The organism is Thioprofundum lithotrophicum (assembly GCF_055387065.1).
Map to the genome: position 1 here is coordinate 1,432,501 of NZ_AP042379.1, position 19,624 is coordinate 1,452,124.

20 protein-coding genes and 1 tRNA gene are annotated in these 19,624 nt (G+C 68.9%); 13 read left to right on the forward strand and 8 right to left on the reverse strand.

Translation table 11 applies throughout. The features are described 5' to 3' along the window. Positions 1-153: 153 nt before the first annotated feature. Together ACZ5BH_RS06730 and ACZ5BH_RS06735 are read left to right on the forward strand one after the other, a co-directional pair. Entirely contained in the window at positions 154-885 is a 732-nt protein-coding gene (locus ACZ5BH_RS06730) for a spermidine synthase (RefSeq protein ID WP_464891148.1), read from the forward strand. A gap of 164 nt (positions 886-1,049) precedes the next feature. Next, on the forward strand, positions 1,050-2,078 hold the full coding sequence (locus tag ACZ5BH_RS06735; protein ID WP_464891200.1) for an IS110 family RNA-guided transposase: 1,029 nt from the start codon (positions 1,050-1,052) through the stop codon (positions 2,076-2,078). A gap of 386 nt (positions 2,079-2,464) precedes the next feature. Here the strand turns inward: ACZ5BH_RS06735 and ACZ5BH_RS06740 are convergent, their stop codons facing one another. Further along, entirely contained in the window at positions 2,465-4,357 is a 1,893-nt protein-coding gene (locus tag ACZ5BH_RS06740; RefSeq protein ID WP_464891149.1) for an ATP-binding cassette domain-containing protein, read from the reverse strand. Between the two features lie 4 nt (positions 4,358-4,361). Next, entirely contained in the window at positions 4,362-5,189 is an 828-nt protein-coding gene (gene nei, locus ACZ5BH_RS06745; protein ID WP_464891150.1) for an endonuclease VIII, read from the reverse strand. Between the two features lie 145 nt (positions 5,190-5,334). On the opposite strand from nei, the gene ACZ5BH_RS06750 reads away from it, so the two are divergent. Together ACZ5BH_RS06750 and ACZ5BH_RS06755 are read left to right on the forward strand one after the other, a co-directional pair. After that, positions 5,335-6,138 (forward strand): BPSS1780 family membrane protein, encoded by an 804-nt coding sequence (locus ACZ5BH_RS06750; RefSeq protein WP_464891151.1) that lies wholly within the window; start codon positions 5,335-5,337, stop codon positions 6,136-6,138. 135 nt (positions 6,139-6,273) lie between these two features. Next, the gene (locus ACZ5BH_RS06755; protein WP_464891152.1) at positions 6,274-6,633 is read left to right on the forward strand and encodes a hypothetical protein; all 360 of its coding nucleotides are present in this window, start codon (positions 6,274-6,276) and stop codon (positions 6,631-6,633) included. A gap of 162 nt (positions 6,634-6,795) precedes the next feature. Here ACZ5BH_RS06755 and ACZ5BH_RS06760 read toward each other — a convergent pair whose 3' ends face one another. Both ACZ5BH_RS06760 and ACZ5BH_RS06765 read right to left on the reverse strand, forming a co-directional pair. Beyond that, positions 6,796-8,421 carry a DUF2235 domain-containing protein gene (locus ACZ5BH_RS06760; protein ID WP_464891153.1) on the reverse strand — a complete coding sequence of 542 codons (1,626 nt, stop codon included), beginning with the start codon at positions 8,419-8,421 and terminating at the stop codon, positions 6,796-6,798. Between the two features lie 63 nt (positions 8,422-8,484). Beyond that, entirely contained in the window at positions 8,485-9,273 is a 789-nt protein-coding gene (locus tag ACZ5BH_RS06765; RefSeq protein ID WP_464891154.1) for a TIGR01458 family HAD-type hydrolase, read from the reverse strand. A 62-nt stretch (positions 9,274-9,335) separates the two neighbouring features. On the opposite strand from ACZ5BH_RS06765, the gene ACZ5BH_RS06770 reads away from it, so the two are divergent. Further along, positions 9,336-9,644 (forward strand): hypothetical protein, encoded by a 309-nt coding sequence (locus ACZ5BH_RS06770; RefSeq protein WP_464891155.1) that lies wholly within the window; start codon positions 9,336-9,338, stop codon positions 9,642-9,644. 141 nt (positions 9,645-9,785) lie between these two features. Here ACZ5BH_RS06770 and ACZ5BH_RS06775 read toward each other — a convergent pair whose 3' ends face one another. Then, the gene (locus ACZ5BH_RS06775) at positions 9,786-10,946 is read right to left on the reverse strand and encodes a glycerol-3-phosphate dehydrogenase/oxidase (RefSeq protein WP_464891156.1); all 1,161 of its coding nucleotides are present in this window, start codon (positions 10,944-10,946) and stop codon (positions 9,786-9,788) included. A 99-nt stretch (positions 10,947-11,045) separates the two neighbouring features. On the opposite strand from ACZ5BH_RS06775, the gene ACZ5BH_RS06780 reads away from it, so the two are divergent. Further along, positions 11,046-13,340 (forward strand): Tex family protein, encoded by a 2,295-nt coding sequence (locus ACZ5BH_RS06780; RefSeq protein WP_464891157.1) that lies wholly within the window; start codon positions 11,046-11,048, stop codon positions 13,338-13,340. 90 nt (positions 13,341-13,430) lie between these two features. Here the strand turns inward: ACZ5BH_RS06780 and ACZ5BH_RS06785 are convergent, their stop codons facing one another. Both ACZ5BH_RS06785 and ACZ5BH_RS06790 read right to left on the reverse strand, forming a co-directional pair. Beyond that, a complete protein-coding gene (locus tag ACZ5BH_RS06785) occupies positions 13,431-14,222 on the reverse strand; it encodes a hypothetical protein (protein ID WP_464891158.1) in 792 nt (263 codons plus the stop codon). Positions 14,223-14,282: 60 nt separating this feature from the next. Beyond that, entirely contained in the window at positions 14,283-14,816 is a 534-nt protein-coding gene (locus ACZ5BH_RS06790) for a hypothetical protein (RefSeq protein WP_464891159.1), read from the reverse strand. Positions 14,817-14,971: 155 nt separating this feature from the next. Here ACZ5BH_RS06790 and ACZ5BH_RS06795 point away from each other — a divergent pair, with 155 nt between their 5' ends. The 6 genes from ACZ5BH_RS06795 to ACZ5BH_RS06820 all read left to right on the forward strand — a co-directional run bounded on the left by ACZ5BH_RS06795 (position 14,972) and on the right by ACZ5BH_RS06820 (position 18,754). Further along, positions 14,972-15,184, forward strand: a complete 213-nt coding sequence (locus ACZ5BH_RS06795) for a hypothetical protein (protein ID WP_464891160.1) — start codon at positions 14,972-14,974, stop codon at positions 15,182-15,184. Positions 15,185-15,201: 17 nt separating this feature from the next. Further along, positions 15,202-15,303, forward strand: coding sequence for a 30S ribosomal protein THX (locus tag ACZ5BH_RS06800; protein WP_464891161.1), 102 nt, complete (start codon positions 15,202-15,204; stop codon positions 15,301-15,303). Between the two features lie 34 nt (positions 15,304-15,337). Beyond that, positions 15,338-16,105, forward strand: coding sequence for a TatD family hydrolase (locus tag ACZ5BH_RS06805; RefSeq protein WP_464891162.1), 768 nt, complete (start codon positions 15,338-15,340; stop codon positions 16,103-16,105). 139 nt (positions 16,106-16,244) lie between these two features. Beyond that, the gene (gene tcdA, locus ACZ5BH_RS06810) at positions 16,245-17,039 is read left to right on the forward strand and encodes a tRNA cyclic N6-threonylcarbamoyladenosine(37) synthase TcdA (protein WP_464891163.1); all 795 of its coding nucleotides are present in this window, start codon (positions 16,245-16,247) and stop codon (positions 17,037-17,039) included. Positions 17,040-17,099: 60 nt separating this feature from the next. After that, entirely contained in the window at positions 17,100-17,759 is a 660-nt protein-coding gene (locus ACZ5BH_RS06815; RefSeq protein WP_464891164.1) for an esterase/lipase family protein, read from the forward strand. A gap of 137 nt (positions 17,760-17,896) precedes the next feature. Continuing rightward, the gene (locus ACZ5BH_RS06820) at positions 17,897-18,754 is read left to right on the forward strand and encodes a phosphate/phosphite/phosphonate ABC transporter substrate-binding protein (protein ID WP_464891165.1); all 858 of its coding nucleotides are present in this window, start codon (positions 17,897-17,899) and stop codon (positions 18,752-18,754) included. Between the two features lie 56 nt (positions 18,755-18,810). Here the strand turns inward: ACZ5BH_RS06820 and ACZ5BH_RS06825 are convergent, their stop codons facing one another. Beyond that, positions 18,811-19,260 (reverse strand): c-type cytochrome, encoded by a 450-nt coding sequence (locus ACZ5BH_RS06825; protein WP_464891166.1) that lies wholly within the window; start codon positions 19,258-19,260, stop codon positions 18,811-18,813. A 166-nt stretch (positions 19,261-19,426) separates the two neighbouring features. On the opposite strand from ACZ5BH_RS06825, the gene ACZ5BH_RS06830 reads away from it, so the two are divergent. Then, positions 19,427-19,503, forward strand: a tRNA-Arg gene (locus ACZ5BH_RS06830). The last annotated feature ends 121 nt before the right edge of the window (positions 19,504-19,624 follow it).

The following is a 19,624-nucleotide window of genomic DNA, read 5'->3' on the forward strand; positions in this document are numbered from 1 at the left end:
GGGGTTCGTCATTTCTGCCGGGATGAAGGTGCGCCAACGAAGGGCGCCCTCTCCCTCAGGGAGAGGGTCGGGGTGAGGGTGCAGACAGGACAACGCCTTCGAACTGCGCTGCCACGGCAGTCGCCGGGCATGACGACGGGCTGAGGAACCGGCGTGGCCATACTCTGGGAAAAGCGGCAGGGGGGCGTGTGCTATCAGGTGCGCAGCGCCGGGCGCACCCGGCGGCTGTACACCGACGGCGTGTTCCACAGCCAGTACCGGCCCCAGGCCGCGCAGGCCGGGGGGATCTGGGACCTGTTGTGGCTGCCGGCGCTGCTGGCGCCGCCGGGGGCGGTGCGCCGGGTGCTGGTGCTAGGCGTGGGCGGCGGCACGGTGATCCGCCAGATCCGCCGCCACCTGGCGGTGGAGACCATCACGGGCGTGGAGCTCAATCCGGTGCACCTGCAGGTGGCGCGGCGCTTCTTCGGCGTCACCCCGGTGATGGCCGAGCTGATCGAGGCCGATGCGGTGGCCTGGCTGGAAGCCTATTCCGGCCCGCCCTTCGATCTCGTGATCGACGATCTGTTCGGCGAACGGGACGGCGAACCGGTGCGCGCGGTGCCGGCCAACCCCCGCTGGTGCCGCCTGCTGTGCCGGCATCTTGGCGAGGACGGGCTCTTGGTGATGAACTTCGTCGCCCCCGCCGATCTGCGCAACAGCGCCTGCCTGGCCTACCGCAGGCTGCGCGGCGAGTTCGCCAGCCGCCTGCGCCTCACCCTGCCCGCCTACGACAACGCCATCGGCGCCTTCACCCGCTTTCCCGCCCGCGCCCGGGATCTGCGCCGGCGGATCGCCGCCCTGCCGGGGTTTGGGGATCTGCCGGTGGCGGTACAACAGATGGGTTGATGGTTGAATCGTTCATCGCGGCGGGGGCGCCGCGCCTACAGGGCGAGCGAGCTATTCAGGATTGCGTAGGGCGATGAGATGGTCTCCTCCCCCCCTTAAAAACGGCGTCACGATGCGCCAAGATGGAAGCACTTCACCATCCATCGAAGAAGGAGGAGGAGACCATGAGCAAGATTACGACGGTTGGACTGGATTTGGCAAAGCACGTGTTTCACGTGGTGTGCTGCGACGAGCGGGGCAAGGTGGTGCGCAAGCGGATGCTGAGGCGAGGGCAGGTGCTGGCGTATTTTGCGAACCTGGAGCCGGTCCTGGTGGGGATGGAAGCCTGCGCGAGCGCCCACTACTGGGCGCGGGAGCTGCAGGCACTGGGCCACGAGGTGAAGCTGATTCCGCCGCAGTACGTGAAGCCGTTTGTGCGGGGGAACAAGCACGATTACAACGACGCGCTGGCGATAGCCGAAGCGGTGGTGCGGCCGGAAATGCGGTTTGTGTCGGTGAAGACACCGGAGCAGCAGGACATCCAGGCGCTGCACCGTCTGCGCGAGCGCTGTCTTGCGGACCGCACGGCGCTGGTCAACCAGATACGGGGTCTGCTGGGGGAATACGGGATTGTTCTGCCCAAGGGGGTGAATACGCTGCGGCGTCGCCTGCCGGAGGTGCTGTCGGAGGCGGAGAATGGCCTGAGCGAGTGGTTTCGGCAGCTGTTGTGGGAGAGTTACCGGCGGTTTCAGGAGCTGGACGCGCACATTGCGTTTTACACCCGGGAACTGGAAGGCTACAGCCGCCGGAACGAGGCGGTGAAGCGGCTGCGGGCGATCCCGGGTTACGGGCCGGTGGTGGCGCCGGTTTTCTACAGCCAGATCGGCGACGGCCGGGCCTGGCGGCGGGGACGGGATGTGTCCGCATCCCTGGGTCTGGTGCCCCGCCAACACAGTAGCGGAGGGAAGGAACGGCTGCAGGGGATCAGCAAGCGGGGAGACGGCTATCTGCGCAGTCTGCTGGTGCATGGAGCGCGGTCGGTGGTGAAGGCGGCGGCGGGGAAGGATGACCGGCTCAGCCGCTGGATCAACCGGATCCGGGCGGAGCGCGGCTACAACAAGGCGGTGGTGGCGCTGGCCAACAAGATGGCCCGGATGGGGTGGGCGGTATTGAGGAACAAGACGGAATACCGGGCGGATTACCGCCCGGTCTGAAGGCGGGCAGGGCCCGCGAGGAACGATTTGGAGAGTTAGCCTGCCGACGATTGCGAAGACGCTGTGGCGAGCGATGACAAACAGGTCAGACCGGCGTATCGAAAACCTGCTTGAGCCGTAGGCTGGGACAAGCCGCTAGGGCGATTAGGACGATACGCGCAGATCTCATCGAGGCCAGAGGCGCAAAAAGCCTCACAAACAGGCCGGATATACGAGCGCAATCCTGTCCCTGTCGAAGTTTGGTACAACGTCTTGCAAAACGGGAGGAGACCATATACGGCTCAAGCGCAGCGGAGCCGCCATGTCGGGTAGGTGATGCCGGTCGTTGTGCAGGTCGCGGCTTGCGCCGCGCCTACACTGACCTGCCTCGCCGCGACCGTTGAGGCTCAGGCTTCCTCCATTCCTTCCAGCGCCTCGTTCTTTTCCAGCCATGCCGCCTCCACGGCCTCGATTTCCCGGCGCAGATCGGCCTGGCGGGCCAGCAGGTCGAGCAAACGGGGTTTGTTGGTGTCTTCATAGAGGGCGGGATCGGCGAGGGTGACTTCCAGTTCCGCGCGTTCGGCTTCCAGGCGTTCAAGCCGTTGCTCGAGGTCGTTTATGGCCTTGCGCAGCGGTGCGCTGCGCTGGCGGCGTTCGGCGTCGCGGCGGCGCTGTTCGCGGCGGTTGGCGGACGGGGCCGGGGCCGGGGGCGTGGCGGAGGGCGTGTCCCGTTCCCGTTCGAGGAGGTATTGGCGGTAGTCGTCGAGATCGCCGTCGAAGGGGCTGACGCGGCCCGCATGCACCAGCAGGAAGCGATCGGTGACGCTGCGCAGCAGGTGGCGGTCGTGGGAGACCACCACCAGGGCGCCGTCGAAATCCTGCAGGGCGGTGGTCAGGGCCAGGCGCATTTCCAGATCCAGGTGGTTGGTGGGCTCGTCGAGCAGCAGCAGGTTGGGCCGTTGCCAGACCAGCAGGGCCAGCACCAGGCGGGCCTTCTCGCCGCCGGAGAAGGGGGCCATCGGCTCCAGAACCCGATCACCGCCGAAGCCGAAGCCCCCGAGGAAGTCGCGCAGGCGCTGTTCGGGGGCGTCGGGCGCCAGGCGTTGCAGGTGCATGAGGGGCGAGTCGGCGGCCCGCAACTGTTCGAGCTGGTGCTGGGCGAAGTAGCCGAGCGCCAGATGGCGGGCGGCCTGGCGGCTTCCGCGGCGGGGCGTCAGTTCGCCGGCCAGCAGGCGGATCAGGGTGGACTTGCCGGCGCCGTTGGGGCCGAGCAGGCCGAGGCGGTCGCCGGGGTTGAGGGTCAGGTTCACGTCGCACAGCAGATCCGTTTCCCCGTAGCCGAAGGCGACGTGGTCGAGGGCCAGCAGGGGCCGGGGCAGTTGCGCCGGTGGGGGGAAGGCGAAGCGGAAGGGCGAGTCCACGTGGGCGGCGGCGATCTTCTGCATGCGCTCCAGGGCCTTGAGCCGGCTCTGGGCCTGTTTCGCCTTGGTGGCCTTGGCCCGGAAGCGGGCCACGAAGGCCTGCATGTGGGCGATTTCCCGCCGCTGTTTCTCGAAGGCCGCCTGCTGGCTGGCCAGCCGTTCGGCGCGCTGGCGTTCGAAGTCGGAATAGTTGCCGGTGTAGAGACGCACGCGCCCCTGCGCCATGTGCAGGATATGGTCCGTCACCCGGTCGAGGAAGTCGCGGTCGTGGGAGATGAGCAGCAGCAGGCCCCGGTAGCGTTGCAGCCAGCCTTCCAGCCAGATCACCGTTTCCAGATCCAGGTGGTTGGTGGGTTCGTCGAGCAGCAGCAGATCGGAGCGGCACATGAGCGCCCGGGCCAGATTCAGGCGCATGCGCCAGCCGCCGGAGAAGGCCTTCACCGGACGCCCGTGATCCGCTTCGGCGAAGCCCAGGCCGCTGAGCAGGCGGGCGGCACGGGCCGGGGCCGACCAGGCGTCGATGGCGTCGAGCCGTTCGTGCAGGCGGGCCTGGGCGTCGCCGTCGCTGCGGGCTTCGGCCTCGACCAGCGCGGCCTGGAGGCGGCGCAGTTCGGCATCGCCGTCGAGCACGTAGTCGCGGGCCGGGGTGTCGAGCGCCGGGGTTTCCTGGGCCACGTGGGCCAGGGTCCAGTCGGCCGGCAGGCGCACGCGGCCAGCGTCGGCGGCCAGTTCGCCGCGCACCAGGGCGAACAGGCTCGACTTGCCGCAGCCGTTGGCCCCGGTGACGCCCACCTTCTGGCCGGGATGCAGGCGGAAGCCGGCGCCCTCGAACAGCAGGCGGGGGCCGCGGCGCAGGGCAACGTCGTCGAACTGCAGCATGGCGTCAGGCGTCTCCGCCCTGGCAGGTGGGGCACCAGTAGGTGGTCTTGCCCACGAGGCGGGCCTTTTCGATGGGCCGTCCGCAGCGGTAGCAGGGCAGCCCGGCGCGCCGGTAGACCAGGAAACGGGCCGCCTCGAAGGGGGCGCCCCGCTGCTGCAGGGCGGCGGCCCGCGACAGGGTGTTGGTGATGCCGCCGGTGGCCAGCGACTGGCGGGGCAGGGCCAGGCAGGCGTCGGCCAGGGCCTGGCGGTGATCGCTGTCGAGATCCCGCAGCCGGGCGGCCGGATGGAGGCGGCAGTGGTGCAGGATCTCGGCGGCGAGGTAGTTGCCGATCCCGGCCAGAAAGCGCTGATCCTGCAGCAGCGCCACCAGGCCGCGGCGGGCGAAGCGGGGTTCCTCCAGCCGGGCGAGCACCGTGGCCTCGTCCACCCGCGGATCGAGCAGGTCCGGGCCGAGCCGGGCGAGATAGGGATGGGCGGCCAGCTCGGCGGGCGTCAGGATCGCGATGTCGGAGGCGCTGTAGAGAAAGGCGGCGGGCCCGCCGGTGTGGATGGCCAGCCGCAGGCTGCGGCGGCTGTCGGGCTGGCGGCCGTCCTCGCTCACCTGCCAGCGTCCGTAGAGCTGGTTGTGGCTGTAGATGTAGCGCTCGTTCTCGAAGCGGGTCAGGATGGCCTTGCCCCGGGCCCGCACCGAGACGATGCGGCGGCCTTCCAGCGCTCGGGCGCGGGACTGGAGATCGGCGCGGGCGAAGGTGAGGCGTCTGGCGACGCGGCCGGCCAGGGCCGCGTCCAGCAGGGCGGCGGCGCGGCGGATTTCGGGACCTTCGGGCATGGGACAGCGAACGGCGAACGGAAGGGGCGCAGGATAGCAGATCCGCCGGGCGAATGGCCTTTTGCGGACTTTGTGGCTAGACTCGGTTCGACGACGCCGGCGCAGTCAGGACGGACAACAACGACAACAATGATGGAGATCGCACATGCACGACAGTGATTCGCCCCTTGCCCCCCAGCGCACGGAACCCAATCCGGGCGCGGAACTGCTGCCATCCCCGCGCGCCTGTCCGGCGGGACATGGCTCCCGCTGGCTGGGGGAGGGGTTCCGCCTGTTCAGGCAGGATCCGTGGGTATGGATTCTCAACATCATCATCTTCCTGGTGATCATGATCATTCTCGGCACGGTGCCGATCCTGTCGCTGGCGTCCTATCTGGTGGGGCCGGTGTTCATGGGCGGCCTGATCCTGGGTTGCCGGGATCAGGATCGGGGCCGGCCGCTGGAGGTGGCCCACGTGTTCGCCGGTTTCCGGGAGCAGACCGGGCGGCTGGTGGCAGTGGGGGCGCTCAACCTTCTGGCCACCATCCTGATCTTCGTGGTGGCCATGGCGCTGATGATGACCTTCGGCATGGGTCGGGACATGCTCAATGCCATGCAGGGACTCGAAAGCGGCGCGATGAGCCCGGGCGCCGTGCCGCCCGATGCGGTGGGGATGCTGCTGATGCTGCTGGTGGTGGCCCTGGTGGCCATCCCGGTGGCCATGCTGTTCTGGTTCGCGCCGGCGCTGGTCGTGCTGCATCCGACGCTGGGCGTGACCGAGGCGCTGGGCCTGAGCTTCCGCGGCTGTCTGCGCAATGTTCTGCCCTTCCTGATCTATGGTCTGGTGCTGTTAGTGCTGGCGATCCTGGCCTCCATCCCCTTCATGCTCGGCTGGCTGGTGTTGTGGCCGGTGCTGATCGGCTCGATCTACGCCGGTTACAAGGACATCTTCCTGGGCGGGGAGGGGTGAGCGCGTGTCCTGGCTGCAAAGAGTCCGCGCCCTGCCGCAGGGGCTGCGCATCGTGCTCGCCTGTGCCTTCTGTCTGACCGTGGCCGGGGCCCTGATCGGCCTCTACCAGCTGTTGACCACCTGAGGAGCCCGTCGATGCCGCCCGCCATTCGCCATCCATGGGGTTACGTTCTGAGCGCAGTGCTGGGGGCCGTGTTCGGTGCCCTGGTGACCTTCTTCGCCAGCCTCACCCTGCTCAGCGACAGCTACGTGGACGCGGCCGCCTTCACCGCGGCCAACCGCCTGCAGACGGAGATGGCGCTGCTGGCCGATCTGCGGCGCAACGACGTGGCCAGCGCCCGCGCCCGGCTCGAAACCCGGATCCGCGAAGGCGCCATGCACCTCGAAGCAATCCGCCCCGGCCTCTCCGGCGAAACCCGCAAGCTGGTGGATCGCACCCTGCAACAGGCCGCCCGGCTGCTCGGCCCCGTTCCGGAACCGCCCTCGGTTGAATAGGCGCGGCTTGCGCCTGCATGGGGTGCCATCACGGAATCGCGGCGAGGGCGCCGCGCCTACGGATCACGCCCCGAACGGAGGGCTCCCTCTCCCGCCGGGAGAGGGTCGGGGTGAGGGGGGGGCCGGTCAAATTGGCGGGATTCATCGCGGCTTGCGCCGCTCCTACGGATCACGGCCTGAACGGAGGGCTCCCTCTCCCGGAGGGAGAGGGTCGGGGTGAGGGGCGGGCCGGGCCAAATGCTCCCCGCGCAGCCGGTGCCAGGCTTCCGACCAGCGCTGGCGAATGTGCAGCCGCAGCCACAGGGTGAGGGCGAAGGTGCCGGCCAGGGCGGCATACAGCCAGGCGAAGCGGCGCTGGAACAGGTTGGCCACGAACTCGCTGCCGACGAAGTAGCCGGCGATCGAAAGGGGCCCGCGTTGCCACAGATCCGCCGGCAGGGAGCGCGCGATGAGCAGCAGGCTGAGGATCATGAATGCCCAGCCGGCCGCCTGGCGCAGCCGAACGAGGCCGCGGGCGCGGTCGAGCAGGCTGTTCTCGCCGGGGCCCAGGGAGGCCCGGTAGTCCTCGACGAAGTTCGTCCAGCGGCAGGCTTCGTGTTCGGTGTCCACCAGGATCATGTCCGCCGGCAGGTTGCCGGGGGCGTAGCCGTCGGTGGCCAGCAGGATGCGCCGCACCACGCTGGCGTGGATCTTCGGTGTGGTGGTCGCGTTGGGCCAGTGCTTCCAGGGCGGCAAGGCGCAGGGGCGGCGGATGTGACGGCACAGGAAGTGCACGTCACGCGGCGCGTAGCGGTAATAGACGGCAAGGCCCGCCCGGGAATCGTACAGCTTGTCGTGCACGTTGCGGTGCTCCCGCAGCCACGCCCTGTCCGCGGCCACCAGGCGCAGGCGCTCGGCCGGATCGGGGGCCGCCGCCTCCGCCTGGCGGATCATCCATTCCAGGGCCACCAGCGACATGCCCTGCTTGGGATAACCGCCGCCCACGTTGGAATGCACGCCGGCGAACCACACCTGCTGGATGCGTCCGGCCAGCTCGCCTTCCCGTGACTCGTCCCACAGGCGCGGGTGGAAGGTCTTGCGCTCGTCGTCCAGCGACAGGGCCTGGGCGGCCCGCTCCACGCAGGGACTGAGCCGATAGTTGGGGAACTTGTAACGGTAGATCAGGCAATTGATCGCATCGGCCACCCAGAGGACGGGAAAGCCCACCGCGCTCACCGTGTCCCACACGCCGATGAAACGGATCCGCGCCTTGCCGTGACCGCGGCCGGCGGCGGGCAGATCGTGCGTGAGGTCATGGCAGTGTTCGCGGGCGAAGGCATCGATGTCCGGCCGGCGATGCCAGAAGCCCAGCAGCCGTTCCAGCCAGGCGTGATTGTCGTGCCGGTAGGCGCGCCAGGCTTCGCGCACCCGTTTGCGCAGTTCCGCCTCGTTCTGCGCGCGCGCCGCGTCGATGATGCCGATGCGCGTGATGAGGCCGGCCAGGGTGCGCACCGTGAAGGCGCCGCGGCTGAAGCCAAACAGATAGATATGATCGCCGGGCCGGTAGACCCGGGCCAGCGAGGCGTAGAGATGCCGCACGTTGCGGCTCAGCCCCCAGCCGAAGGCGCCGCCCAGGAGGGCCAGGGGCTTGAAGGCGGCCGTGCCCACGCCGTCGTCGTAGAAGGTGATCTGCTCCCGCTCGGGATCGTGCAGATCCACCATCTCGAACAGCTTGAAGACGTTGGTGCCGCGGTTCTTGTTGGCCGTGTTGCCCGTGCCGTCCGAACAGATCACGATGTTGCGGGCCATGTGTCCTTCCTCCCTGTCCCGGTTCTTGTGGCTCGAGCGTAGCAGAAAGCCGCTGGCGCGGCGTCAGGCATTCTTCTGCCACCAGGTCGGCAGCGCGGCGATGGAATCGAGCACCGCATCGGGCCGGATGTCGCCTTCGAGATCGGCGGGGCGGAACTTGCCGGTGCGCACCAGGAGGCCCCGGATCCCCACGGCCTGGGCCGCCGCCACGTCGCCGCGAATGTCGTCGCCGATCATGATCACCGATGCGGCGGGCAGGCCGAGGGCATCCAGCGCCGCGCGGAAGAACGGCGCCGCCGGCTTGCCCAGCACCACGGCCTCGCAGCTGGCGGCATACTCGAGCGCTTTCACGTACGGCCCCACGTCGAGGCGCAGGCCGTCGGGCGCCTGCCAGTAACGGGTGAGCCCCAGGGCCACCAGCGTGGCCGGGGGTTCGGTCATCAGCAGGCGGAAGGCGGCATTGAGGGTGGCATGGTCCCAGCCCTCGCCCAGATCGCCCACTACCACGGCGGCGGCCGTGGCCGCGTCGCGCCCCGCCACGGGCAGATCCCGGAATTCGCGGGTCGTCGCTTCCGGCACGAACAGGGCAGCCGGGCCGTCCACGTGCTCGGCCAGCCAGGCCCGGGCGGCCACCGGCGGGGTGAGGAGCTCGTCCTCCTGCGCCGGGATGCCCAGTCGCGCCAGCTTTGCCACCAGCGCCGTGCGCGGCCGTGAGGAGGTGTTGGTCAGGAACAGGAACGGGATCCCCTGCGCCCGGCACCAGGCCAGGGTTGCCGCGGCGCCGGGCACGGCCTGTTCGCCCACGTAGAGCACGCCGTCCATGTCGAAGAGGATTCCACGCGGTTGCGGCATCGCTTGCTCCTTGCCGAAGCGGTGTATGATCCCAATATAGCCCAACCTGTCTGGAGACCACCATGAGCGACACGGAACAACCCGAAACGCTGTTCGACGAGGTGGCCGATGCCGCCGTGGATCTGGGCAATCGCCTGATGGCCGAACACCCGGAAGCCGATCCCTGGGAGATCGGCTCGGCCCTTCTGGCCGGCGCCGTCCACTTCTGGCTCTACACCCGCCAGCCCTGCGGCGATCCCGCCTGCGAGGACTGCGCCGACATCGCCACCGCCGAACAGCGCTACAAGCTGTTGCTGGAAGAACTGCGCTACTCCGCCGAGGAGAGCACCTACTATCACACGCCTTTCGACACCAACGTGGGCAGGGCCTGACGCAACGGGCCGGGTTCCTTGCGCAGGAGCGGCGCCCTCGCCGCGATGAACAGGCCGAGGGACAAGTGAGAAGGAAATCGAAGTCAGGAATCCCTACTCTTGTAGCTCGTCCCTGTCATGATCGCGGCTCGCGCCGCGCCCTTACGTTGTCTCCCCAAGCGATAACGTTCGTGTATCGGCCACCGGGGTTCGCGGGGGCAGCCAGGGGCGGATCCGTTCCAGCACGTCTTCGGCGGTGGCCCGGTAGCCGGTGAGCTTGCCGCCGTAGAGGCTGAGCACCCGTTCCGGTCCGGGGTGCAGGAGGGTGTCGCGGGGGCGGGCGAAGAAGCTGCCTTCCTGCCGAGGCAGCACCCGCAGGCCGGCGAAGGCGTCATGGATCGCCGGCGTCGGGCCCGGCACGTAGTGGCGGTACACGGCCAGCAGGTAGTCGATCTCTTCCGGCAGGGGAGCCACTTCGTCCGGGTTGCCGTGGAAGGCGGTTTCGGTGGTGCCGACCAGCGTATGTTCATGCCAGGGCAGCAGGAACACGGCGCGCCGATCCTCGGGCGCTTCCACGTAGATGGCGCCGGGCGGCGCCGGCGCGTCGAGCAGGATGTGCGCGCCCTGGACCAGATCGATTTCCAGGGCCCCGGCGCGCGGGGCAATCGTCTCCAGCACCCGGTTCACCCACGGCCCGGCGGCATTGACCAGCACCCGGGCATGCAGGGTCGTCTCGCCCCCGTCTTCGCCGAGGCGTGCCCGGATCCCTGCCGCGGTGCGTTCGGCGTGCAGCAGCCGGGCCGGGCAGCGCAGGGTGGCGCCGAGGCGGCAGGCGTTGGCCATCACCGCGCGGGTCAGGGCCCGGTCGTCGGTCTGGGCGTCGCGATAGACGAAGACCGTCTGCAGGTCGTCGCGGCGGATGGGCAGTTGGGGCCAGGCGTCGCGGGGCAGGGTGCGGAAACGGTTGCCGGGGCGCAGTCCGCCGAGCAGGGCATAGAGGCTCAGGCCCAGGCGGATCTGCCACGGCCGGCGTGAGGTGTCGCGATACACCGGAATGTGGAAGTCGAGCCAGTGCACCAGCCCCGGGGCGTTGGCCACCAGCCGGTCCCGTTCGGCCAGGGCCTTGCGCACCAGGCCGAACTGGCCGGTTTCCAGGTAGCGCAGGCCGCCGTGGATCAGCTTGCTGGAGCGGCTGGAGGTGCCGGCGGCCACGGCGGTGCGTTCCAGCACGGTGACCCGATAGCCGGCTGCGGCGGCCGCCTGGGCCACGCCCGCGCCCTGGATGCCCGCGCCCACCACCAGAATGTCCGTGTCGAAGTCCATGCCGTGCCGGCTTCCCCAATCCGTCGCAAAAGACAAGTCTCCCCGCCAGGCGGGCGGGTTGCTACACTCCCCGCTCCCATCTTCCCACGAAAGCATCCCATGGACATCATCGAAACCCTGGCCGGCGAGCTGAACGCCGGGCCCGCCCAGATCACGGCCGCCGTGGAACTGCTCGACGGTGGCGCCACCGTGCCCTTCATCGCCCGTTACCGCAAGGAGGCCACCGGCGGCCTCGACGACACCCAGTTGCGCCACCTCGAGGAGCGCCTGGCCTACCTGCGCGAGCTGGAAGAGCGCCGCGAGGTGGTCCTGCGCAGCATCGAGGAGCAGGGCAGGCTGGATGACGCCCTGCGCGAGGCCATCGCGGCCGCCGAAACCAAGACCCGGCTGGAGGATCTCTACGCGCCCTTCAAGCCGAAGCGCAGAACCCGGGCGCAGATCGCCCGCGAAGCCGGCATCGAGCCGCTGCTCGATGCCCTGCTGGACGAACCGGCGCAGGAACCGGAGGCGGCCGCCGCCGCTTTCATCGACGCCGAGGCCGGCTTCGCCGACGCGGGCGCGGTGCTCGAAGGCGCGCGCCAGATCTTCATGGAGCGGGTGGCCGAGGCCGCCGATCTGGTGGGCGCGCTGCGCGAGCGCCTGTGGGAGGAAGCCGAGCTGACCGCGAAGGTGATCGAGGGGCAGGCGGGCGAAGGGGCCAAGTTCGCCGACTACTTCGACTATCGCGAGCCCATCAGGAACATTCCCTCCCACCGCGCCCTGGCGCTGTTCCGCGGCCGCGCCGAGGGCGTGCTGCGCCTGGGCCTGCATCTGCCGGGGCAGGACGATCTCGAAGACGCCAATGCCATGGGCGTCTGTGACCGGGCCATCGCCGCCCATTTCGGGATCCGCAACGAAGGCCGCGCCGCCGACGCCTGGCTGGCCGCCGCCGTGCGCTGGGCCTGGCGGGTGAAGGTGGCCATGCAGCTCGAGACCGATCTCAACCTGCGCCTGCGCGAGCGCGCCGAGGAAGAGGCCATCCGCGTCTTCGGCGAGAACCTGCGCGATCTGCTGCTGGCCGCGCCGGCCGGGCCGCGGCCGGTCATGGGGCTCGACCCCGGCCTGCGCACCGGCGTCAAGGTGGTGGTGATCGACGCCACCGGCAAGCTGCTGGACACCGCCGTCATCTACCCCCATGCGCCGAAGAAGCGCTGGGACGAGAGCATCGAAACCCTGGCGCAACTGGCACGCCGGCATCGGGTGGAACTGGTCAGCATCGGCAACGGCACCGCCTCCCGCGAAACCGATCGGCTGGTGCAGGATCTGATCCGCCGCCATCCGGAGCTGCGTCTCACCTCGCTGGTGGTGAGCGAGGCCGGCGCCTCGGTCTATTCGGCCTCGGCACTGGCGGCGAAGGAGTTTCCGGATCTCGACGTGTCCTTCCGCGGCGCCGTGTCCATCGCCCGGCGTCTGCAGGATCCGCTGGCCGAGCTGGTGAAGATCGAGCCGAAAGCCATCGGCGTCGGCCAGTATCAGCACGACGTGAATGCCCACAAGCTCGCGCGCAAGCTCGATGCGGTGGTGGAAGACTGCGTGAACGCCGTGGGCGTGGAGGTCAACACCGCTTCGGCGCCGCTGCTGTCACGGGTGGCTGGCCTCTCGCCCACGCTGGCGGAGAACATCGTGCGCTTTCGCGAGGCGCACGGCGCCTTCGCCGAACGCCGCGATCTGCTCAAGGTGCCGCGCCTCGGTCCCCGGGCCTTCGAACAGGCCGCGGGCTTCCTGCGGATCATGCAGGGCGCCAACCCGCTCGACGCTTCGGCGGTGCACCCGGAAGCCTATCCGGTGGTGGAGCGCATCCTCGAACACACCGGCCGCGACATTCGCGAGCTGATCGGCGACAGCCGGCTGCTGCGCAGCCTCGCCGCCAACGACTTCACCGACGCGACCTTCGGTGAGCCCACCGTGCGCGACATCCTGCGTGAACTGGAAAAGCCGGGCCGCGATCCCCGCCCCGAGTTCCGCACCGCCCGCTTCCGCGAGGGCGTCGAGACCCTCGCCGATCTCGAACCGGGCATGCAGCTCGAAGGGGTGATCACCAACGTCACCAACTTCGGCGCCTTCGTCGACATCGGCGTGCACCAGGACGGTCTGGTGCACATCTCCAAACTCTCGGATCGTTTCGTCAAGGATCCCCGCGAAGTGGTCAAGGCCGGCGACGTGGTGCAGGTGAAGGTGCTGGAGGTGGACGCCGAGCGCAAGCGCATCGCCCTGAGCATGCGCCTGGACGAAAAAGCCGAACGTCCGCAGGGCAAGGCGAAGAAACCGGCCGGCAAGCCGCGAGCGCAGAAACGCCGCCAGTCCGGACGGCCTGCCGGAACCGCCATGGCGGCGGCGTTCGCCAAGCTCAAATAGGCGTTGGCAGGTTGTTGAAAAAGCCCGTGGATGGGCTTTTTCAACAGCCAGTTAGGCGAAACAGGGTGGGGTGTCCCTTTCTGCGTTTGCCTACAGCTCCCACTCCAGCAGGCTCTTGATCACCACGTCGTCGCTGGCGTCGGTGAGGCCGGCGGCGATGCCGACATTCCACTTGAGGTGGTCGGTGAACTTCCAGGTGAGGGCGGGCACCAGGTAGTGCTTCTGGGCGCCGGGCGTGACGGCGGCCAGCTCGCCCAGGCCGCCGTAGTATTCCAGGCCCAGGCTCAGGCGCCCGTTCCAGGGGGCGTAGTAGCTGATCCCGTATTCGACCTCCACGCCTTCATCGATCTTCGGTCCACTGGTGACCTTCTCGAAGATGGTGTTGATGCGCAGCGCACCCTTGCCAATCGGCCGTTCGAGGATGAGCCGGGCTTCCAGCTTTTCCTTGGGATCGTTCTGATAGTCGGGCCGGGGCAGGTAGTATTCCATGTAGATGGCCGTGTCGAAGAAGTGTTCGCCGGGTTCGCCGAAACGGTAACGGGCAGCGACGATCCGGCTCTGGACGTACTTGAAGGCTTCGCCTGAGGGCTGTTCGAAATCCACGTAGGCGGCCACCATGAACCGCTCGGTGATCCCTACTTCCATCTCCAGGGTGTGCGCCCACAGGCCTTCGCGATCCACGCCCGTCTTGCCGAAATAGTTCATGGTGGTATCGGCACGGGCGACGTAATCGGTCCAGTAGACCATTTCCCACTCGCCGGGATCGAGGGTGCCATAGCCATAGACCTTGAAGTGTCGGGCCTCGACCGGCGCCGCGGCCAGCAGGAGGGCCAGGGCGAGGAGGGCGGGGATGCGGTGCAGGAAAAGCTTGCAGTGGGTCATGGGTTCGGCTCCGGCGGTTGTGCGAATGGGTGGGGAATATCCGTGGATCCGCAGGCCTTGTCAATCACGCTGCGCCGCGCCCGGGACGGCCACCCGACCGGCTGCGAAGCGGGACAGGATCCGGCGCACCGGATCGGCAAAGGTGAAGATCCAGGCGGGGCTGGGCGTGTCGCTGCGGGCACGCTCGGCCGTACGGATGCGCCACGCCACCGGTTTCCGGCGTCCTGGGTTGAGCTGCAAGCGCAGATCCAGATCAAGGAAGAAATCGAAGCTGTCACCCCATTGATCCACGTCGAGGGCACAACGTTCGATGCGCACGGTCAGCGTGGCCGGCTTGCCGGCCGGCGTTGGTGCAGCCGCTAGCCGCACGGGATGAATGCGTGCCGGCAGGCGCCTGCGCAGTTGCGCGGTGATCTCCTTCGCCGCTTCCCGGCAGACCTCCGGCCAGCCCGGATCGAGCGCGGAATCGGGCAGCGCCACGCCGGTGAAAACCAGTGCCGGCGCATCGATCCGCTGCCAGCGGTCCACGTGGGCGGGTGTCTGGCAGGCCGCCAGCACGGCAATCGGAAACAGGCAGAAGAGGACATGGCGCACGGTCGGCTCCGGCGGCGGTTCCTTGTGACCATAGCATTCGCTATCGCTGACAGCCAGGCGGCTTGAAAAACGGCGTGTGGCGCTTTATATAAGCCGCCGCGTATGCCGCCTTGCGGAAAAATCTCACGATTCTTGCGACAAAGGAGGATACCGACATGACCGTTTCGTTCAAGCCCAAGGCCGACCCCCTGCTGCGCCGGGCTGCCGACAAGGGTTATCGCGTGGCCTGGAAGCGGAAGTATGGCTTCGAGAAGGGGCACTTCGACGAGGAGCTGACCTACGGCGAGGCGAAGAAGAAGGCCGAGGAACTTGAAGCGAAGGAGCCGGAGAAGACCTTCTGGCCCGAACTCATTCACGTACCGGCATAACCAGAGGAGACACGACGATGGGAAAAGGCGATCGCCGCTCGTTCCGGGGCAAGCTCTTCCGGGGCAGCTACGGCAAGACCCGGCCGCACAAGCCGAAGAAGAAGCCCGCCGGTGAGTGATCGGCGCCGGGGCCGGGATTGATATACTCGGCCCATGGCCCTCGCCGACGCCCACTGCCACATCGACTTTCCCGAGTTCGACGCCGATCGCGCGGCGGTGCTCGCACGCTGCCGCGCGCTCGGCATCGGACGGATCCTCGTGCCCGGCGTCAGCCGCGCCACCTGGCCACGGCTGCTGGCCATCTGTGCCGGGGACGCCATGCTGCGGCCGGCCCTGGGCCTGCACCCGGTGTTTCTCGAGGAGCACGAAGAGACCGACACCGGTGCCCTGGAGCGGGAACTGGCTGCCCACCCGGAGGTGGTGGCGGTGGGCGAGATCGGGCTGGACTTCCAGGTGCGCGGCGCGGATCGCGTGGCCCAGCTGGGCCTGTGCGAGGCGCAACTGGCCATCGCCCGGGATGCGGATCTGCCGGTGATCCTGCACGTGCGCAAGGCCCACGAGGAGATGCTGGGCCTGCTGCGGCGGATCCGTCCGCCCGGCGGCATCGCGCACGCCTTCAACGGCTCCCTGCAACAGGCCGCCCGTTACCGCGAACTGGGCTTCCGGCTCGGCTTCGGTGGCACCCTGACCTTCGACAACGCCCGCCACATCCACGACCTGGCCCGCCGCCTGCCCCTCGAGGACATCGTGCTCGAGACCGACGCCCCCGACATGAGCCCCGCCGCCCACCGCGGCGAGCGCAACAGCCCCGAATACCTGCCGGAAATCCTCGCCGCCCTGGCCGCGGTACGCGAGGAAGACGCCGAGACCCTGGCCGCGGCCACCACGGCCAATCTGGACGCGGTGATGGGATGGTCGTGATGGCTCGGGTTTCCCCCTCACCCTGTCCCTCTCCCCGGGGGGGGTGGGGACCCACGGTTTGGGTTTTCCGGGCGGCCCGGGCGCAGGGCTCCCTCTCCCCCGCTTGCGGGGGAGAGGGTCGGGGTGAGGGGGAAACGGAATGAACGAACCCGCCCGGACAGATCGCTTCGCCGGCCTGCGCCGCCTCTACGGCGAGCGGGCCTTCGCCCTGCTGCCACAGCTGCACTTCGCGGTGATCGGAATCGGCGGCGTGGGTTCCTGGGCGGTGGAGGCGCTGGCCCGTTCGTCCGTCGGGCGCCTGACCCTGGTGGACTACGACACCATCGAGGCCGGCAACGTCAACCGTCAGATCCACGCCCTCACCGAGACCCTGGGTCGCAAGAAGACGTCGGTGATGGCCGAGCGCGTTGCGCAAATCAACCCCGCGGCCGAGGTGAGCGTGATCGACGACTACCTCAACATGGACAACCTCGAGGCCATCCTCGGCCGCGGCTACGACTACGTCATCGACGCCATCGACAGCATCAAGTTCAAGGCCGCGCTGATCCACCATTGCAGGCGCAACCGCATTCCCGTGATCACCACCGGCGGCGCCGGTGGCCTGACCGATCCGGCGCGCGTCCAGGTGGCCGATCTGAGCCGCACCCATCACGATCCCCTGGCCTCGAAGGTGCGCGCGCGGCTGCGCGACCGTTACGGCTTCACGCGCAACCCCCGGCGCAGCTTCGGCGTGGAATGCGTGTTCTCCAGCCAGCAGCCCCTGTATCCCACGCCCGACGGCGGGGTGAGCCATCACAAGCCGGGCATCCACGGCGTCTCGCTGGACTGCCGCTTCGGTTACGGCACTTCCGTGGCCGTGACCGCCACCTTCGGCTTCACCGCCGCCGGTCGCGCACTCGAGAAATGCCTGAAGAAACGCCTGCGCGGGACATAGTTGCGCTTGCGCCGCAGCGCGCCGCCCACGTCGCCAGCGGAGAATGCGATGCCATTAGCGATGGAAACGGAATCCGGGCGCAGGTCTTCCCCGCCCGCCGAGACCGTGGTCTTCGTCCACGGCGTGTGGATGACCGGCGCCGAGATGAGCGTGCTGCGTCACCGGGTGCGCGACTGCGGCTACCGGGTGGTGCAGTTCCGCTATCCCTCCGTGCGTCGCACGCCGCGCGAGAACGCCCGGGCGCTCAATGCCTTCCTGCGGCGCATCGACGCGCCGGTGATCCACCTCGTCGCCCACAGCCTCGGCGGCATCGTGGTGCTGCACCTGTTCGACGCCTTTCCCGAGCAGAAGCCGGGCCGGGTGGTGCTGATCGGCACCCCGGTGCGCGGCAGCGCGGCGGCCCGCGAACTGGCCCGCCATCCCTGGCTGCGGCCCTTGCTGGGCGCCTCCCTGCAGCAGGGGCTGCTGGGGGACGCGCCCCGCTGGCGGGGGGATCGGGATCTCGGGATCATCGCCGGCACCCGCGGCCTCGGCGTCGGCGTGGTGCTCACCGCCGGCCGCCTCCCCGAGCCCAACGACGGCACCGTGGAGCTGGACGCCACCCGCACCGCCGGGGTGACCGATCGCCTGGAGCTGCCCCACGGGCACAATGCCCTGCTGTTCGTGAAGGAGACCGCCGAGGCGGTGTGCCGGTTTCTGGCCACGGGGCGGTTTCGATAGGGGGCCAGGCGTCAAGTCGGTTGAAGGTATCGCCCGGAAAAGGTGTAGTAGGATGGCGGGCATTCAACTTCCGGTCGGCCCGGTCGCTATGTCGATGGAGTCGCCCTGCTGCAGGTACCTTCAAGCGGATACTGAATATGCCCGATTCCCTGGTTTCCTTCCTCAGTCGATGGCACCGGCCCGGCTTGCGCCGCCTGATTGCGCTGTTGTTTCTCCTGGCCGCAGGCGAGCCTGCGGCCGCCGAGCCGGCCCTGATCTTCGGGCTGCTGCCCTCGGAGAGCGTGACCACCAAGTTCCGTCGCTACGCGCCCCTGCGCGAATACCTGCGCCAGCGCCTGGGCCGCGACGTGGTGCTGGAGACGGCCCGCGATTTCCGCGCCTTCCGGCGCCGCACCCTGGCGGGCCAGTACGATCTGCTCGAGACCGCGCCCCACTTCGTGCCCGAGGCCATCGACAGCGGCCGCTACGAGGTGCTCACCACCATCGTCGAGCCGCTGACCGCGCAAATCGTGGTGCGGGCAGACAGCGCCTACCGTCAACCGGCGGATCTGGCCGGGGCGCTGGTGGCCACGCCCAGCCCCGCGGCGGTGATCACCCGGATCGGCAAGGAAGCCCTGGAGGCGGCGGGACTGATCGGCCCCGCCGCGCCGCGCTACGTGAGTTTCCCCACCCACAACGCGGCCTATGCCGCCGTGCTGGGTCATGCCGCCGAGGCGGCGCTGATCTCCGTCAACGTGTACGGCAGGGCCCGGCGCCAGCACCAGCCGCTGCGCAGCATCGGCAGCAGCCGGCCCATTCCGAACATGTCGATGCTGGTTGCCCGGCGCCTGCCGCTGGCGCTGCGCGAACGCCTGCAGCGCGTCCTCGTCGGCATGGGTGACGAGACCGAGGGACGGCGGGTCTTGCGGGAGATGGCCTATCCGGGCTACCGCGCGGCGACGGCGGAGGAATTCGAGAGCCTGCGCGGCTATCTGGCGCCATTGCCGCCGGAGTAGCGCGGAACGAAAAAACCGGCCGCAAGGGCCGGTTTTTTCGTGCAGGGCAGCGCGGCTTACTGGCTCTTGCTCACCATGTATTCGATGGCGGCCTTGACGGCCTCGTCGCTCAGGCTGGCGTTGCCGCCGCGCGGGGGCATGGCCTTGAAGCCGCCGGTGGCATGCTTGAGCAGGGTGTCGATGCCCTGCTTGATGCGCGGCGCCCAGGCCGCCTTGTCGCCCACCTTGGGGGCCCCGGCCGCGCCGGTGGCGTGGCAGGCCATGCAGGTGCCCCTGTAGACCGATTCGCCATCCACCGCGGCGGTTTCGGCCGCCGGGGCCGGTGCCGGGACGCTGCCCACGTTGACCTGGCCCACCGGCTTGATGCTCTCCTCGATGGCCGCCTGGACCATGGGATCGGACACCGGCTTGTCGCTGCCGGCTGCCGCCAGGGGGGCGATGGCCAGCAGGGGAAGGATGAGGGAAAGGCTGCGCACAGCCCGATGACCAGCAGTGATTACGCTCACGTTCCGTACCTCGGGATGGGGTTGATGTTCGATGGGTTCGCCCGCCGGGCCGTGCCGGGGCGGCGCAAGTATAGCGGGAATGGCGCCCCGCGGCCACCGGACTATGGACGCGGACGCCCGCGACAGGTAAGCTACACGCCGTTTTCTCCCACCGGAAACCCTCCCCGCGCCCGTAGCTCAGCTGGATAGAGCGTTGGCCTCCGGAGCCAAAGGTCAGAGGTTCGAATCCTCTCGGGCGCGCCATCTTTCCGCACAGAAACAACGGAACGGCCTCCCGCGGCGTTCACGCGAGCAGGCGGCCTTCTCGGTCGGGGCCCGGACGAGCCTGTTCCCGTTTGGCTCTCCGCCAATTTTCTTTTCGCCA